Annotated in this window: 13 protein-coding genes; 8 read left to right on the top strand and 5 right to left on the bottom strand. The window is 67.4% G+C overall.

The window, feature by feature from the left end; genetic code table 11:
- Window positions 1-84: 84 nt before the first annotated feature.
- Window positions 85-651 (top strand): LuxR C-terminal-related transcriptional regulator, encoded by a 567-nt coding sequence (locus M2282_RS07540; RefSeq protein ID WP_280808153.1) that lies wholly within the window; start codon window positions 85-87, stop codon window positions 649-651.
- Window positions 652-820: 169 nt separating this feature from the next.
- Window positions 821-967: a hypothetical protein gene (locus tag M2282_RS07545; RefSeq protein ID WP_206178557.1), complete on the top strand. Its 147-nt coding sequence runs from the start codon at window positions 821-823 to the stop codon at window positions 965-967.
- A gap of 18 nt (window positions 968-985) precedes the next feature.
- On the opposite strand, the gene M2282_RS07550 is transcribed toward M2282_RS07545, so the two are convergent.
- Window positions 986-1,570 carry a Bug family tripartite tricarboxylate transporter substrate binding protein gene (locus M2282_RS07550; RefSeq protein WP_280808154.1) on the bottom strand — a complete coding sequence of 195 codons (585 nt, stop codon included), beginning with the start codon at window positions 1,568-1,570 and terminating at the stop codon, window positions 986-988.
- A 109-nt stretch (window positions 1,571-1,679) separates the two neighbouring features.
- Window positions 1,680-2,624, bottom strand: coding sequence for a LysR family transcriptional regulator (locus tag M2282_RS07555; protein ID WP_280808155.1), 945 nt, complete (start codon window positions 2,622-2,624; stop codon window positions 1,680-1,682).
- Between the two features lie 106 nt (window positions 2,625-2,730).
- Here M2282_RS07555 and M2282_RS07560 point away from each other — a divergent pair, with 106 nt between their 5' ends.
- Window positions 2,731-4,257 carry a CoA-acylating methylmalonate-semialdehyde dehydrogenase gene (locus M2282_RS07560; protein WP_280808156.1) on the top strand — a complete coding sequence of 509 codons (1,527 nt, stop codon included), beginning with the start codon at window positions 2,731-2,733 and terminating at the stop codon, window positions 4,255-4,257.
- A gap of 15 nt (window positions 4,258-4,272) precedes the next feature.
- Here the strand turns inward: M2282_RS07560 and M2282_RS07565 are convergent, their stop codons facing one another.
- The 3 genes from M2282_RS07565 to iolG are packed head-to-tail and all read right to left on the bottom strand — an operon-like array spanning window position 4,273 to window position 7,259.
- Window positions 4,273-5,148 carry a MurR/RpiR family transcriptional regulator gene (locus M2282_RS07565; RefSeq protein ID WP_280808157.1) on the bottom strand — a complete coding sequence of 292 codons (876 nt, stop codon included), beginning with the start codon at window positions 5,146-5,148 and terminating at the stop codon, window positions 4,273-4,275.
- Window positions 5,149-5,203: 55 nt separating this feature from the next.
- Window positions 5,204-6,241, bottom strand: coding sequence for a Gfo/Idh/MocA family oxidoreductase (locus tag M2282_RS07570; protein WP_280808158.1), 1,038 nt, complete (start codon window positions 6,239-6,241; stop codon window positions 5,204-5,206).
- A 13-nt stretch (window positions 6,242-6,254) separates the two neighbouring features.
- Window positions 6,255-7,259: an inositol 2-dehydrogenase gene (iolG, locus tag M2282_RS07575; protein WP_280808159.1), complete on the bottom strand. Its 1,005-nt coding sequence runs from the start codon at window positions 7,257-7,259 to the stop codon at window positions 6,255-6,257.
- A gap of 158 nt (window positions 7,260-7,417) precedes the next feature.
- Between iolG and M2282_RS07580 the strand changes: the two genes are divergently transcribed.
- Genes M2282_RS07580 through iolD form a run of 5 tightly spaced genes read left to right on the top strand, consistent with a single transcriptional unit; the run spans window position 7,418 to window position 14,830 of the window.
- On the top strand, window positions 7,418-8,392 hold the full coding sequence (locus M2282_RS07580) for a sugar ABC transporter substrate-binding protein (protein ID WP_280808160.1): 975 nt from the start codon (window positions 7,418-7,420) through the stop codon (window positions 8,390-8,392).
- Complete coding sequence (locus M2282_RS07585) at window positions 8,392-9,939, top strand: sugar ABC transporter ATP-binding protein (protein ID WP_280808161.1); 1,548 nt, start codon at window positions 8,392-8,394, stop codon at window positions 9,937-9,939. The genes M2282_RS07580 and M2282_RS07585 overlap by 1 nt, the downstream gene beginning before the upstream one ends.
- Before the next feature lie 34 nt (window positions 9,940-9,973).
- The gene (locus tag M2282_RS07590; protein WP_280808162.1) at window positions 9,974-10,996 is read left to right on the top strand and encodes an ABC transporter permease; all 1,023 of its coding nucleotides are present in this window, start codon (window positions 9,974-9,976) and stop codon (window positions 10,994-10,996) included.
- A gap of 31 nt (window positions 10,997-11,027) precedes the next feature.
- Complete coding sequence (locus tag M2282_RS07595) at window positions 11,028-12,971, top strand: bifunctional 5-dehydro-2-deoxygluconokinase/5-dehydro-2-deoxyphosphogluconate aldolase (RefSeq protein ID WP_280808163.1); 1,944 nt, start codon at window positions 11,028-11,030, stop codon at window positions 12,969-12,971.
- Entirely contained in the window at window positions 12,968-14,830 is a 1,863-nt protein-coding gene (gene iolD / locus M2282_RS07600; RefSeq protein WP_280808164.1) for a 3D-(3,5/4)-trihydroxycyclohexane-1,2-dione acylhydrolase (decyclizing), read from the top strand. Before M2282_RS07595 ends, iolD begins: the two co-directional genes overlap by 4 nt.
- The last annotated feature ends 13 nt before the right edge of the window (window positions 14,831-14,843 follow it).

Consider the following 14,843-nt stretch of genomic DNA (forward strand, 5'->3'; position numbering starts at 1 on the left):
ATGGAATGGTGGAGAGTGGGTAGGAAACAGCCTTCGACGATACTACGTACTCATATACGTAGTATTTCGTAATGGTGACCCCCGATGACCGAGATCGATTACCGGTTGGCTTTTGAACATGCGCCCGTCGGCATGGTCGTCTCGAGCAACCGCACCATCGTGGCCTGCAACCAGCGGGTGTGCGAGATCTTCGGCGCAACGCCCTCCGCGCTGGTGGGGCATTCGTTCAGCATCCTGTACCCGAGCGTGGCGGAGTTCGAGCGCATCGGCAAGCGCATGGAACCCTTTTTGAACGCCAACGGCAACTACGCCGACAACCGCATGATGAAGCGCCTGGGCGGCCTGCACGGCGCGATGGCCGGCGAGACCTTCTGGTGCCACGTCACCGGCCACGCGATGAACCGCGCCGCGCCGCACGAGGCCGGCATCTGGACCTTCGAGGACCTGGGCTCGCGCCGTGCGGTGAAGGCCGAGCTCACGCCGCGCGAGCGCGAGGTGGCGGCGCAGGTGATGCGGGGGCTGACCTCCAAGGAGATCGGCAAGGCGCTGGGCATCAGCCACCGAACGGTGGAGCTGCACCGGGCGAGGCTGATGCGCAAGTACGCGGCGGCGACCACCGCGGAGCTCGTTCAGAAGCTCATCGCAGGCTAAGACGCGCCACCGGATCGCCGCGCGGGGCTGGAAGTTCCGAAATTCGTGCCGCGGATCATTGCGAAAACGGAAACGCCGCTTCCTCGAAAGGCCCGTGTTGCGGCGCGTTCAGAGGTCTATCTTCGAGTTCATGCGAACAAGCCGTTCGCACCACTCAGGAGTAAACGCCATGTCCACAGCCCTTCATTCCGAAAAGAACCTTCTTCAACAAACCCGGGTGTCCGTCGCCCAGGTCCACGCCATCGCCGCGCACCGCCTGCCGGTCACGCTGACGCTCGCGGCGATCATCCTGTCGGTGCTCGGCGTCAAGCCCTGAGGCTGCAAGTGCACGTGATCAGTCAGGCTTGATGTCCGCCGCCTTGATCACCTTCGACCAGGTCGCGGGTTCCTGGTCTACGAACATGCCCAGTGCCACCGGGTCCATGTAGGTCGCGAAGGCGCCCTGCTCGTCCACCTTCTTGCCGAACGCCTCGCTCTCGACGATCTTCCTGATCTCGCCGGTGAGCTTGCCGACGACCTCTGGCGGCGTCTTCGCCGGTGCGAACACCGCGAACCACGACTCGACCTCGTAGCCCGGCAGCCCCGCCTCGGCGGAGGTCGGCACATTGGCCATCGACGGATGCCGCTTGCTGCCGGTGTATGCCAGCGCCTTGATGCGTCCGCCCGCGAAATGGCCGATGACCGACGGCGGCGTGGTGATGAACATGTCCACGTTGCTCGCGATCAGGTCGTTGATGGCCGGGCCCGATCCCTTGTAGGGCACGTGCGTCATCGCTTGCCTCGACTGCCGCGACAGCAGCTCGCCCGCGATGTGCTGGATCGAGCCATTGCCCGACGAGGCGTAGAACAGCCCGCCCTCCTTCTTCTTGCCGTACGCGATCAGTTCCTTCATCGAGTTCACCGGCAGCTTGCCGCTCACGGCGACGGCCAGGTGTCGGCATTCAAAGAAGCGGTGGCGGCCAGCGAAAGGCAGGCCGCGAGAAGGCGGTGAACGGGTTTCATGGTTTGTCTCCACAGCAAGGCGCACCTCAGGACACCGGAAACCCCGCCTTCAGCGCCTCGCGCATGTGCTCGACGAACAGGGTGACGGGGCGCGGTATGTGCAGCGAATACGGGCGGATGGCGTAGATCTCTTCGGCAAACGCGCCCGTGGGCCGCCATTCCGGCAGAACCTCCACCAGCTTGCCCGCCTGCAGGCCAGCCTGCGCGCTGAAGTCCGGCAGCAGCGCAATGCCGAGACCTGCCTGGGCTGCATCGCGAAGTGCCTCGCTGTTGTTCGCCGCCAGTGGCCCGTCGATGGGAACGGTCATCCGTTCGGCCAGGCGCGCACGGCCGCCGCGCCGCTCGAACGACCACACGTTCGTTTCCTGGCCGCGCGGATAGTGCAGGCAGTCGTGCTCAGCCAGCATGTGCGGCGTGAGCGGCGTTCCCTTTCGACGCAGGTACGCGCGACTCGCCACCAACACCGACCTGGTGGCGCACAGCCGCCAGGCCACGTGCGTGTCGGGCGGTGCCGACGCATGACGGATCGCCAGGTCGAAGCCCTCCATCGCGAGCGAACTCAACCTGTCCGAGAACTCCATCTCGATGCGGATAGACGGATGGGCCAGCAGAAAGCCGGTCAACAGGGGCAGCAGCTGCTGCCGGCCCAGGGCCACCGGCACGGTGACCCGGATCAGGCCGCGCGGCTCGCCGGCGAGGTCTCGAGCGTTCAGAAAACTGTGCGCGATCTGCTCGAAGGGCTCGCGGGTCTGGTCCACCAGGCGCTGGCCGGCCTCCGTCAGCCGCATGCTGCGCGTGGTGCGCCGCACCAGGGTGACGCCGACCGCCCGCTCCAGCTCCGTGATGCGCTGGCTCATCGCAGCCTTGCTGACGCCCAGTCGCGCGGCTGCGGCGGTGTAGCTGCCCTGCTGGCCGAGCACGATCAGCCAGTGCAGATGGGCCCAGAGCGATTCGGCTTTTTTTGTATCCATGATTTCATTGTTCAGTTTGGCGAACAAACAATTCAGCGCTGGAGTATAGGCAGGCGCCCTTCGCGTTCCTAGACTTGCGGTTACTCCCAACTTCCAGGACATCCCCGTGACCTCTTCCTCCTCGACGCCCGCACTGATTGCCCACTACATCGCAGGCCAGCATGCAGCCGACGAATCGAGCCGCACGCAGGAGGTCACCAATCCCGCGACCGGCGCCGTCACGGCCAAGGTCGCCCTGGGCAGCACCGCCGACGTCGGCGCCGCCGTTGCTGCAGCCAGCGCCGCCTTCCCCGCCTGGGCCGACACCCCGCCGATCCGCCGGGCGCGCGTGATGTTCAAGTTCCTGCAGCTGCTCAACGAGCACAAGGACGAACTCGCCCACATCATCACGGCCGAGCACGGCAAGGTCTTCACCGATGCGCAGGGCGAGGTCTCGCGCGGCATCGACATCGTCGAGTTCGCCTGCGGCATCCCGCAACTGCTCAAGGGCGACTTCACCGACCAGGTGAGCACCGGCATCGACAACTGGACGCTGCGCCAGCCCCTGGGCGTGGTCGCCGGCATCACGCCCTTCAACTTCCCGGTGATGGTGCCGATGTGGATGTTCCCGGTGGCCATTGCCGCGGGCAACACCTTCGTGCTCAAGCCCAGCCCGACCGACCCGAGCGCGTCGCTGCGCATCGCCGAGCTGTTCAAGGAAGCGGGCCTTCCCGACGGCGTGTTCAACGTGGTGCAGGGCGACAAGGTCGCGGTCGATGCGCTCATCGAGCACCCCGACGTCAAGGCGATCAGCTTCGTCGGCTCCACGCCCATCGCCAACTACATCTACGAAACCGGCGCCCGCCACGGCAAGCGCGTGCAGGCGCTGGGCGGCGCGAAGAACCACATGGTGGTCATGCCCGACGCCGACATCGACCAGACCGTCGATGCGCTGATCGGTGCGGGCTACGGCTCGGCCGGCGAGCGCTGCATGGCGATCAGCGTGGCGGTGCTGGTGGGCGACGTGGCCGACAAGGTGATTCCCAAGCTCATCGAGCGCACCAAGACGCTCAAGGTGCTCAACGGCACCAACCTCGCGGCCGAGATGGGCCCCATCGTCACCCGTGCGGCGCACGAGCGCATCACCGGCTACATCGCACAGGGCGAGAAGGAAGGCGCGAAGCTCCTGGTCGATGGCCGCGTGTTCGACGGCAACAAGGCCGGCGACGGTTGCGGCGACGGCTTCTGGATGGGCGGCACGCTGTTCGACCACGTCACGCCCGAGATGCGCATCTACAAGGAAGAGATCTTCGGCCCGGTGCTCAGCTGCGTGCGCGTCGAGAACTTCAAGGACGCGGTGGACCTCATCAACGCCCACGAGTTCGGCAACGGCGTGAGCTGCTTCACCCGCGACGGCAACGTGGCGCGCGAATTCAGCCGCCGCATCCAGGTGGGCATGGTCGGCATCAACGTGCCGATCCCGGTGCCAATGGCATGGCATGGTTTCGGCGGCTGGAAGAAGAGCCTGTTCGGCGACATGCACGCCTACGGCGAGGAAGGCGTGCGCTTCTACACCAAGCAGAAGTCGATCATGCAGCGCTGGCCCGAGAGCATCGGCAAGGGTGCCGAGTTCGTGATGCCTACCGCCAAGTAAGCCGAGCGAGCGCCTTCAGTGCCCGGCGCCCAGGCGCTCGGGATCCGGCGCCCGGTTCAGCTCCAGCCGGTAGGCCAGGGCAATGAAAAGGCTTTGCGCCAGGCCGATCGTGCCGGTGAGCGAGCGAAACCCGAAGGTGGCGCTCTCCTGCACGAACAGCGCGGCCTGGGCCAGCTCCGCCAGCGGGCTCAGGCGGCTGTCGGTGATCGCGATGATCCGGGCCCCACGCTCGCGAGCATTGCGCAGGACCTCCAGCGTCTCCGGCGCATACGGCGGGAAAGAAACAGCCAGCAGCACGTCGCCCTCGCGCAGCGAGCGCAGCTGGCCCGCCTGCATGCCGCCGATACCGTCCAGTAGAAAGATGCGCTTGTCGGTGTGCTGCAGCGCGTAGTCCAGATAGGCGGCCACCGGAAATGAACGGCGCATGCCCAGCAGCCAGATCGACTCCGCCCCGGCCAGCAATTCGACCGCCTCTTCCAAGTCGCTTTGCGCCAGCGTGTCGATGAGGCTCTGGATGCCGCCGATGCTGCCCTTGAGGAATTCCTGCGCGATGTCGACGCTGATCAACGGCGCGCCCGTCTGGATCACGTCGCGGATGCGCGCCTGGTAGTTGCGGTCCGGGGCCAGTTGCTGGGCGATGGCTTCGCGGAACAGCTTCTGCATTTCGGTGAAGCCCGAAAAGCCGAAATGCTTGGCAAAGCGCACGACGGCCGAAGGCTGCACGCCGCAGGCGGCCGCCACGTCCTGGATGCCCTCGAGGCCCAGGCGCCCATGGTGCGCCTCGATGTAATTGCCGATCAGCTTGAGCTGCTTGCTCAGGCCCTTGTATTCGCTCTCCAGGGCTTTGAGCAACTGCTCGACAGAGGTCACGGAAGAGGCTGCGGTGGTCATGGGGAGTCAGGATACCAAGACCCATCCGCCGAGCCCCCGCCCCTGCCCGCCCTCCTCAAAGCATCTCGACCTGGCCGCTGCGCAGCGACCGGGTGATCGCCAGGCCGATGCGCGTGGCCTCGGTGGCGTCGGAGAGCGTCAGGTCCAGCGCCGCTTCGCCGCGGCATGCGGCGACGAAGGCGTTCATCTCGTGCACGAAGGCATCGCCGAAACGCTCGAAGAAGTCGGCCGTCGATGCATGCCGCACGCCGTGGCTGTCGCTGGTGACGATGCGGTCGCGCTCGGCGCCGTGGCCGATCAGCAGCTTGCCGCCGGTGCCGATGACCTCGGTCTGCGTTTCGTGGCCGTGCGCGAAGGTGCGCGAGGCATAGAACACCGCACGCCCGCCGCCCTCGAAATCCACCATCGCCAGGCCGTTGTCCACGTCCGCATGCTCGGCGAGGCCGGGGTGCATGGCGATGGTGCCGGTGGCGAAGGCGCGCACGGCGCGCGGGTTGCCGAGCATCCAGCGCGCCAAGTCGATGTCGTGCACGCTGCAGTCCATGAAGATGCCGCCGGACTGCGCTGCGTAGCGCACGAAGAAGCCCGAAGGATCGTTCATGTCGCAGGTCTGCGAGCGCACGAGAAAGGGCCGGCCGATCGCGCCCTGGCGCATGTCGTCGTGCGCGCGGCGGTAGCTGGCATCGAAGCGGCGCACGAAGCCGACCATCGCCACGCGGTCCGGATGCCGCGCGGCCACGGCTTCCACGCGCTCGCAGTCGGCCACGTCCAGCGCCAGCGGCTTCTCGACGAAGACATGCTTGCCCGCCTCCAGCGCCGCAATGGTCTGCTGCGCATGCAGGGCGGTGGGCGTGACCAGCACGATCGCGTCGACGTCCGGCGCGTGGATCATGCGGTCGAAGTCGCTCGTGGTCTGCTCGATGCCCAACTCGTTGCGGGCGTCGTCGAGTTCGGAAGGCACAGGGCTGCAGGCCCAGACGAGGCGTGCATTGCGGATGCGGAAAGCCAGGTTTTCGGCATGCCGCCGACCGAGCCGGCCGAGGCCTGCGATGCCGATGCGAAGCGGCGGTGTGCGGGGAGTGATGCTGCTCATCGAAATGCCCCGGTCATGCGCTGAAAGTCACGGGCTCGCCGCGCTCGAAGGACAGCGCGGCCGCATCGGCCAGCTTCTGCGCGGCCACGCCGTCGTGCACCGAGGTGCGGAACGCACCACCGCTTTGCAGCTGCTCGAAGAAGTGGGTCACCTCGAGCCGGTACGCGGCGCGGTAGCGCTCCAGGAAGAAGGCTTCGGGGTTGTCGGTGGCCACGCCGGCGGCATCCATGCGCACCACCTCGGTCGGCCGGTGATTGCCCGCCGCCAGCAGGCCCTTGGAACCCAGCACCTCGAAGCGCTGGTCGTAGCCGTACGCGGCGCGCCGCGAGGTGTTGATCTGGCACAGCCGGCCCGAGCGCGTGCGGATGCTCACGATGGCGGTGTCGATGTCCCCTGCCTGGGCGATGGCCGGGTCGGTGAGGCATGCGCCGGTGGCGCTCAGCCATACGGCCTCGTCGCGACCGTCGTCGCAGAGGATCCAGCGGAACACGTCGAAGTCGTGGATCAGCATGTCGCGAAAGATCCCGCCGGACTGCTGCAGGTATTCGACGGGCGGCGCCCCGGGGTCGCGGCTGGTGACGATCAACACCTCGGGCACGCCGATCTCGCCGCCGTCCAGGCGCGACTTGAGCGCGTTGAAGGTGGGATCGAAACGGCGCTGGAACCCGATCATGCAAGCCACGCCGGCCTGCCGCACCGCCGCTGCGCAGGTCTCGGCGCGCGAAACCGACAGGTCCACCGGCTTCTCGCAAAAGATGTGCTTGCCGGCCTGCGCCGCGCGAACGATCAGGTCGCTGTGCGTGGTGGTGGGCGAAGCGATGACGACGGCATCGACAGCCGGATCGGCGAGCGCCTCCTCGACGGAGGCCACATGCGCGCCCAGCGCATGTGCGAGCGACGCCGCACTCTGCGATGCCGGATCGCTGATGTAGCGCAGCTGCACGCCAGGCAGCGCGGCAAGGTTGGAAGCGTGGATCTGGCCGATGCGGCCGGCGCCGAAAACGGCAACTTGTTTCATGGTCACGGAGATAGAGAGAACGAGTGATGCGGAACCTCATTGTCGGAAAGCCCTGCCCGAAATAGAACAGGGTTTCTACTCAGAAAATTAATAGAAAAACATTTGCAATTTGAGTTTTGCTTTTCTAAGATCGCCTCCGACAAACAAGGAGACGTCGCATGACCCGAACACCCCGAACCCATCTTCGCAAGGCCATCCACGCCGCGGCCCTGCTGGCTGCCGCATCGCTCGCATTGCCCTCCTCGCCCGCGCTGGCGGACAACGAACGCGTTGCCGCGCTCTTCCACAACATGGCCGAACCGTTTTTCGTGTTCATGAACCGCGAATTGCAGGACGAGGCCAAGAAGCTCAAGGTCAAGCTCAGCGTGGTCGATGGCCAGGCGAGTTCGCCCAAGCAGACCTCCGATGTTTCCGTGGCCATCACGCAAGGCGTGGCCGGCATCATCATCGCGCCCACCGACGCCAAGGCGATGACGCCCGCACTCAATGAAGTGCTCGGCGACAAGATCCCGGTCGTGACGGTGGACCGCCGTGTCGATGGCGCGAAGAGCCCCATCCCCCACGTGGGCGCCGACAACGTTGCGGGCGGCCGCATGATGGCCGAGTGGGTCGTCAAGAACTTTCCCGACGGCGCCAGCATCGTCTTCCTGACCGGCCAGCCCGGCAGCAGCTCGGGCATCGACCGCACCAAGGGCGTGCACGACGCCTTCGCCAAGGCGGGCCCCAAGTACAGGATCGTGGCCGAGCAGACCGCCAACTGGGCGCGCGACCAAGGTCTCACGGTGACGCAGAACATCCTCACCTCGCTCACCGGCAAGCCGCCGCAGGTGATCCTGTCCGCCAACGACGACATGGCGCTCGGCGCCGTGGAAGCGATCCAGTCCGCGGGCCTTGCCAGGCAGGGCATCAAGGTCCTGGGCTACGACGCATCGCCCGATGCGCTCAGGAAGGTGCGCGACGGCGAAATGGCGCTCACCGTCGAGCAAAGCCCCGGCAAGCAGATCCGCACGGCGCTGCAGCTCCTGGTGGCCAACATTCGCAACAAGACCGAGATCAAGTCGGTCGGCATCGAGCCGATCCTGATCACCAAGGCCAACCTCTCCGAAGCTGCGCGGTCCGGCGAGCTCAAGTGATGAGCGCGCATCTGCTCAAGGTCAGGGGCATCCGCAAATCCTTTCCGGGCGTGAAGGCGCTGGATGGCGTGCAGCTCGACGTGGTTGCCGGGGAGGTGCATGCGCTGCTCGGCGAGAACGGCGCGGGCAAGTCGACCCTGCTGAAGATCCTCGCAGGCGCGCAGCCGGCCGACGAAGGCAGCATCGAATTCGAGGGCCGGGCGCTCTCGCCCGCCGACACGCCGATGCTGCGCCAGCGCACAGGCATCGTCACCATCTACCAGGAGTTCAACCTGCTGCCGGCGCTGTCGGTGGCCGAGAACATGTACATCGGCCGCGAGCCGCTGCGCAACGGGCTGATCCACTGGTCGCGGCTGCATGACGACGCCGAAAAGGTCATCCGCGACCTGGGCATCGACCTCGATCCGCGCGACGAGGTGCGCTCGCTGAGCGTCGCCAAGCAGCAGATGGTCGAGATCGCCAAGGCCATGACCGTCAAGGCGCGGCTGATCGTCATGGACGAGCCCACGGCCGCACTGAGCGGTCGCGAGGTCGAGCAGTTGCTGGACATCATCCGCGACCTGAAATCGCGGGGCTTGGGCATCATCTACGTCTCGCACAAGCTCAACGAGGTCAAGGCCATCTGCGACCGCTTCACGGTGTTCCGCGATGGCCGCTACGTGACGACCGGCGAAGTGGCTGACGCCACCGTGAACGACCTGGTGCGCCACATGGTCGGCCGCGAGGTCGTGGGCGCGAAGCGCGAATCGTCCGGCGTGCTCGGCGAGGTGGTGCTGAAGGTCGAGGGCGTGAGCCGGCTGAAGGCCGTCTCGGGCACCAGCGCGACCACGCTCTCCGACATGTCGGTGCATGTGCGCGCAGGCGAGATCGTCGGCTTCGCCGGGCTGGTCGGCGCGGGCCGTACCGAGATGGCGCGCGTGATCTTCGGCGCCGACCCCTGCGACAGCGGCACGGTGCGCGTGCTGAACCAGCAGGTGGTGCTGCGCTCGCCCCGGGACGGCATCGACGCCGGCATCGTGCTCTTGCCCGAAGACCGCAAGCAGCAAGGCTGCTTTCTCTCGCACTCGATCCGCCACAACATGACGCTGCCCAGCCTCGGCCGGCTGAGCAAGATGCGCTGGTTCGTCGACGAGGCGGCCGAGACCCGGATGATCGAGGAGTACCGCCGCAAGCTCTCGATCAAGATGTCCAGCGACAAGGTGACCATCGGCACCCTGTCCGGCGGCAACCAGCAGAAGGTGCTGCTGGCACGCTGCATGGCGCTGAATCCCAAGGTGCTGATCGTGGACGAACCCACGCGCGGCATCGACGTCGGCGCCAAGGCCGAGGTTCACCAGGTGCTGTTCGACATGGCCGCGCAAGGCGTGGCGGTGATCGTCATCTCGTCCGAGCTTCCCGAGGTCATGGCGGTGAGCGACCGCATCGTGACCTTCATGAACGGCGCCATCACCGGCTCCACGCCGGGCAGCGAAGCCACCGAGGAACAACTGATGAACCTCATGGCCCTGGGCGCCCGGCCCGAGGCCGCGCTGGCCATGGCGGCCTGAGCGCGCAGCGACAACCGATCAAGGAGAGAAAAACATGACTTCCACCGCCGCCACGGCTCCCCCACCCAAGGAACACAACGCGCACAAGGAGCGCAAGCACGACCTCATCGGCTTCCTCGAGAAATACGGCGTGCTGCTTTTCCTGGTGCTGCTGATCGTTCTGTTCGCGTCGCAGAACCCGCGCTTCATCTCGATGCGCAACATCTCCAACATCCTCACCGAGGTGTCGATCTACGGAATCATCGCGGTCGGCATGACCTGCGTGATCCTCACCGGCGGCGTCGACCTGGCCGTCGGTTCGCTGCTCGCGTTTTCCGCGATGTGCGCGGCCTCGGTGGTGGTGATGCTGGGCGACACCTTCCCGGTGAGCTGGCTCGCGGCGCTGCTCATCGCCTGCGCGGTCGGTACGGCCGCAGGCTACCTGCACGGCAAGACCATCACCAGGCTCAACGTGCCGCCCTTCATCGTCACGCTGGGCGGCATGACGATCTGGCGCGGCGCCACGCTGATCCTGAACGACGGCGGCCCGATCAGCGGCTTCGACGAAGGCTTTCGCTGGTGGGGGCGCGGCGACGTGCTGGGCATTCCGGTGCCGGTGATCGTCTTCGCGCTGGTCTCTGCGGCCGGCTACATCACGCTGCGCTATTCGCGCTACGGGCGCTCCATCTATGCCGTGGGCGGCAACCCCGAAGCGGCACGGCTCTCGGGGCTGGATGTGAAACGCATCGTCGTCAGCGTGTACGTGGTGGTGGGCCTGCTGGCCGGCCTCAGCGGCTTCCTGCTGGCGGCGCGGCTGGGCTCCGCCGAGGCGGTGGCCGGCATCTCCTACGAGCTGCGGGTGATCGCGGCCGTGGTCATCGGCGGCACCAGCCTCTTCGGCGGGCTGGGCGGCGTGGGCGGCACGATCATCGGATCGATCCTGCTGGGCGTGCTGCTCAACGGGCTGGTGATGCTGAACGTCTCGGCCTATTACCAGCAGGTGGTGATCGGCGTGATCATCGTCATCGCGGTCGCCTTCGACACCTACGCCAAGTCTCGCCGTAGCGGCAAGCACTGAACGGCACAAGACAGACAACCACAGAAAAAAGATGCAAACACTGAAAATTCCCGAAGGACGCCGCCACGACCTGGCCTGCCTGGGTCGCCTCGCGGTCGACCTGTACGCACAGCAGATCGGCAGCCGGCTCGAAGACGCCACCAGCTTCTCGCGCTACCTGGGCGGCTCGTCCGCCAACATCGCATTCGGTGCAGCCCGCCTGGGCCTGCGCGCCGCCATGATCTCGCGCGTGGGCGACGAACAGATGGGCCGCTTCCTGGTCGAGGCGCTGCAGCGCGAGGGCTGCAACGTTTCGCAGGTCCAGGTCGATCCGCAGCGCCTGACCGCGCTGGTGCTGCTCGGCATCAAGGACCGCGACACCTTCCCACTGCTCTTCTACCGCGAGAACTGCGCCGACATGGCGCTGGACGCCGCGCAGATCGACGGCGACTTCATCGCCCAATGCCGCGCATTGCTCATCACTGGCACGCACCTGAGCACGCCCATGGTGCAGGCCGCCTCTGTCGCCGCGCTCGACCATGCCGCCCGGCACGGCGTGCTGCGCGTGCTGGACATCGATTACCGCCCCGTGCTCTGGGGCCTCACCAAGCGCGGCGAAGGCGCCAACCGATTCGTACCCGATGCAGCGGTGACACAGCGGCTGCAGGCCATGCTCCTGCGCTTCGACCTGCTGGTCGGCACGGAAGAAGAATTCCTCATTGCCGGTGGCGTGCCCGGCGACCTGATGGCCTCGCTGCGCGCGGTGCGCGGCGTGACGGCGGCGGCCATGGTGGTCAAGCTCGGCGCGGCGGGCTGCTGCTTCATTCCGGGCGCGGTGCCGGCGCGCATCGAAGATGCGCCCACCGTGCGCGGCGAACGCGTTGAGGTGCTCAACGTGCTCGGCGCGGGCGATGCATTCGCCGCCGGGCTGCTCACCGGCCTCCTGCGTGGCCAGGGCTTCGAAGAGGCCGCGCGGCTGGCCAACGCCTGCGGCGCGATCGTCGTCTCGCGCCACGCCTGCTCGGCGGCAATGCCGACACCGGCCGAGCTGGACCACTGGTTCGGCGGCAGCCGCAACCCCAAGGTCGATGCCGACACGCGGCTCGCCCACCTGCACCGCACCACTGCCGCGCGCGCGCAATGGCCGTCACCGGCCGTGCTGGCCTTCGACCACCGCGCCCAGTTCGCCGAGTTGGCGCGCGAAGCCGGCACCGACGAGTCGCGCCTGCCAAGGCTCAAGCAGTTGCTGGTAGAGGCCGCGGCCCGCGTCGAGCAAAGCCATGCACTGCAGGGCCGCGTCGGCGTGCTGATCGACAGCAGCTACGGCAGCGATGCCCTTGCCGCCGCCACGGGACGCGGCTGGTGGGTGGGACGTCCGGTGGAATTGCCGCTGTCGCGCCCGCTGCGTTTCGACGGCACGCTGTCCATCGGCTCGCAACTGGCGCAGTGGCCCATCGAGCAGACGGTCAAGTGCCTCGTCTACTACCACCCCGACGACCCCGCGCCCTTGCGCCTGGAGCAGGAGTCCCGCCTGGGCGAGCTGTGGGAGGCCACCCGCGCGAGCGGCCACGAGTTGCTGATCGAGCTGATTCCGCCCGCGGACAAGCTGCCCGCCGAAGACACCGACAACGCCCGCGACGCGGTGGTGCTGCGCTCCATCGAGCGCCTCTACAACCTGGGCTTCCAGCCCGAGTGGTGGAAGCTGTCGCCGATGGCGCCGGCCGCATGGGACCGGCTGGCGCAGTTGGTCGCCGAGCGCGATCCGCAATGCCGCGGCGTGGTGATCCTCGGGCTCAACCAGCCACTCGCCCAACTGGCGCGCGGCTTTGCCGCCGCCACCAACCCCATCGTCAAGGGCTTCATGATCGGCCGCACGTTGTGGGTCGCGCCGGGCCTGCGCTGGCTGCGGCAAGAGATCGACGACGAGACGCTGGTCGGCGCGGTGGCGGGCAACTTTGCCGAGCTGGTCGAAGCCTGGGACGGATCGCATCAATGACGCACAAGACCCAACGCATCACGATGGCGCAGGCGCTGGTGCGCCACTTGGCGGCGCTCCGCGTCGAGATGGCCGACGGCACGCTCGCACCGTACGTCGGCGGCGTGTTCTCCATCTTCGGACACGGCAACGTGGCCGGCCTGGGCGAAGCACTGGCGGCCGAGCGCCATGCGCTGCCGACCTTTCGCGCCCACAACGAACAGGGCATGGCCAACGCCGCGGTGGCCTATGCCAAGGCGCAGTTCCGCCAGCGGATCATGGCGGTCACCACCTCCATCGGCCCGGGTGCGACCAACCTTGTCACGGCCGCCGCGCTGGCCCACGTCAACCGACTGCCGGTGCTGCTGCTTCCCGGCGACGTCTTCGTCTCGCGTGCGCCGGACCCGGTGCTGCAGCAGCTGGAAGACTTCGGGCACGGCGACCTGAGCGTCAACGATTGCCTGCGGCCGGTCACGCGCTACTTCGACCGCATCGTGCGGCCCGAGCAGATCCTCTCGGCCCTGCCTCGCGCCATCCAGACCATGGTCGATCCGGCCACCTGTGGCCCCGTGTGTCTGGCGCTGCCGCAGGACGTGCAGACCGAGGCCTTCGATTGCCCCGAGCATTTCCTGCACCCCGAGACACTGCGCTTTCGGCGCATGCCGCCCGATCGCGACGAACTGGCGCGTGCCACCCACCTGCTGCGCGCCGCAGAGCGCCCGCTGCTCGTCGTTGGCGGCGGGGTGCTCTACAGCCAGGCCTGGGACGCGCTGCGCGCCTTCGCCGAGGCCCACGGCGTGCCCGTGGCCGAAACCCAGGCCGGCAAGGGCGCCATGCCCTGGGACCATCCGCTCAACCTCGGCGCCATCGGCGTGACCGGCTCGCCCGCAGCCAATGCCCTGGCGCGCGAGGCCGACCTGGTGTTCGCCGTCGGCACGCGGCTGCAGGACTTCACCACCGGCTCGAACAGCCTGCTGGGCCACGTGCCGATGCTGAGCCTGAACGTGCAGGCCTTGGACGCCACCAAGCGCGGCTGCACCCCGCTCGTGGCCGATGCGCGCGCAGGCCTCCAACAGCTGCAAGACGTGCTGGCAGGCTGGCATGCCGCGCCGCAATGGACCTCGCGCGCCCGGGATCTCGCGGCCGGCTGGGTGGCGCGCGTGACCGAGCTGACCACGACGCCGCCGCAGGGCGAACTGCCCTACGACGCCGAAGTGATCGGCGCCGTGCGCGATTCGGCCATCGATTCGCCGGCGAACGACATTGTCGTGTGCGCCGCCGGCACGCTGCCCGCCGAACTGCACAAGCTCTGGCGCACGAGCGCACCCGGCGGCTATCACATGGAATACGGCTATTCCACCATGGGCTACGAGATCGCCGGCGGACTGGGCGTGAAGCTCGCGCGGCCCGAGAAGGAAGTGGTCGTCATGGTGGGCGACGGCTCCTACATGATGATGAATTCGGAGATCGCCACCTCGGTGCTGCTGGGCCGCAAGCTGATCGTGGTGGTGCTCGACAACCGGGGCTACGGCTGCATCCACCGCCTGCAGCGCGCGAGCGGCTCGCCGCAGTTCAACAACATGCTGGACGACTGCATCCCCGAAGGCGGCAACGCCTCGGCCATCGACTTCGCGGGCCACGCCCGCAGCATGGGCGCGCAGGCGGTGCATGTGGAAAACATCGCCGCCCTTCGCAAGGCCCTTTCCGCGGCCCGCGCCGCCAGCGGCACGCAGGTGATCGTGATCGACACCACCGCCGAACGCACCACCGCCGATGGCGGCTGCTGGTGGGAAGTGGCGATCCCCGAAGTCTCGGCCCGCGCTGAAGTCAACGACGCCCGCGCGCGCTACGAAGCCGCCAAACGAGATCAGAAACTGTGAAACCCACTGCTGG

Origin of the sequence: Variovorax boronicumulans, assembly GCF_029892485.1 — a bacterium.
Lineage (GTDB): Bacteria > Pseudomonadota > Gammaproteobacteria > Burkholderiales > Burkholderiaceae_C > Variovorax > Variovorax boronicumulans_B.

Excerpts from the sequence above, each read along its gene's own strand:
- M2282_RS07540 (WP_280808153.1), top strand. The coding sequence starts at position 85 with ATGACCGAGATCGATTACCGGTTGGCTTTTGAACATGCGCCCGTCGGC.
- M2282_RS07545 (WP_206178557.1), top strand. The coding sequence starts at position 821 with ATGTCCACAGCCCTTCATTCCGAAAAGAACCTTCTTCAACAAACCCGG.
- M2282_RS07555 (WP_280808155.1), bottom strand. The coding sequence starts at position 2,624 with ATGGATACAAAAAAAGCCGAATCGCTCTGGGCCCATCTGCACTGGCTG.
- M2282_RS07565 (WP_280808157.1), bottom strand. The coding sequence starts at position 5,148 with ATGACCACCGCAGCCTCTTCCGTGACCTCTGTCGAGCAGTTGCTCAAA.
- M2282_RS07570 (WP_280808158.1), bottom strand. The coding sequence starts at position 6,241 with ATGAGCAGCATCACTCCCCGCACACCGCCGCTTCGCATCGGCATCGCA.
- iolG (WP_280808159.1), bottom strand. The coding sequence starts at position 7,259 with ATGAAACAAGTTGCCGTTTTCGGCGCCGGCCGCATCGGCCAGATCCAC.
- M2282_RS07580 (WP_280808160.1), top strand. The coding sequence starts at position 7,418 with ATGACCCGAACACCCCGAACCCATCTTCGCAAGGCCATCCACGCCGCG.
- M2282_RS07585 (WP_280808161.1), top strand. The coding sequence starts at position 8,392 with ATGAGCGCGCATCTGCTCAAGGTCAGGGGCATCCGCAAATCCTTTCCG.
- M2282_RS07590 (WP_280808162.1), top strand. The coding sequence starts at position 9,974 with ATGACTTCCACCGCCGCCACGGCTCCCCCACCCAAGGAACACAACGCG.
- M2282_RS07595 (WP_280808163.1), top strand. The coding sequence starts at position 11,028 with ATGCAAACACTGAAAATTCCCGAAGGACGCCGCCACGACCTGGCCTGC.
- iolD (WP_280808164.1), top strand. The coding sequence starts at position 12,968 with ATGACGCACAAGACCCAACGCATCACGATGGCGCAGGCGCTGGTGCGC.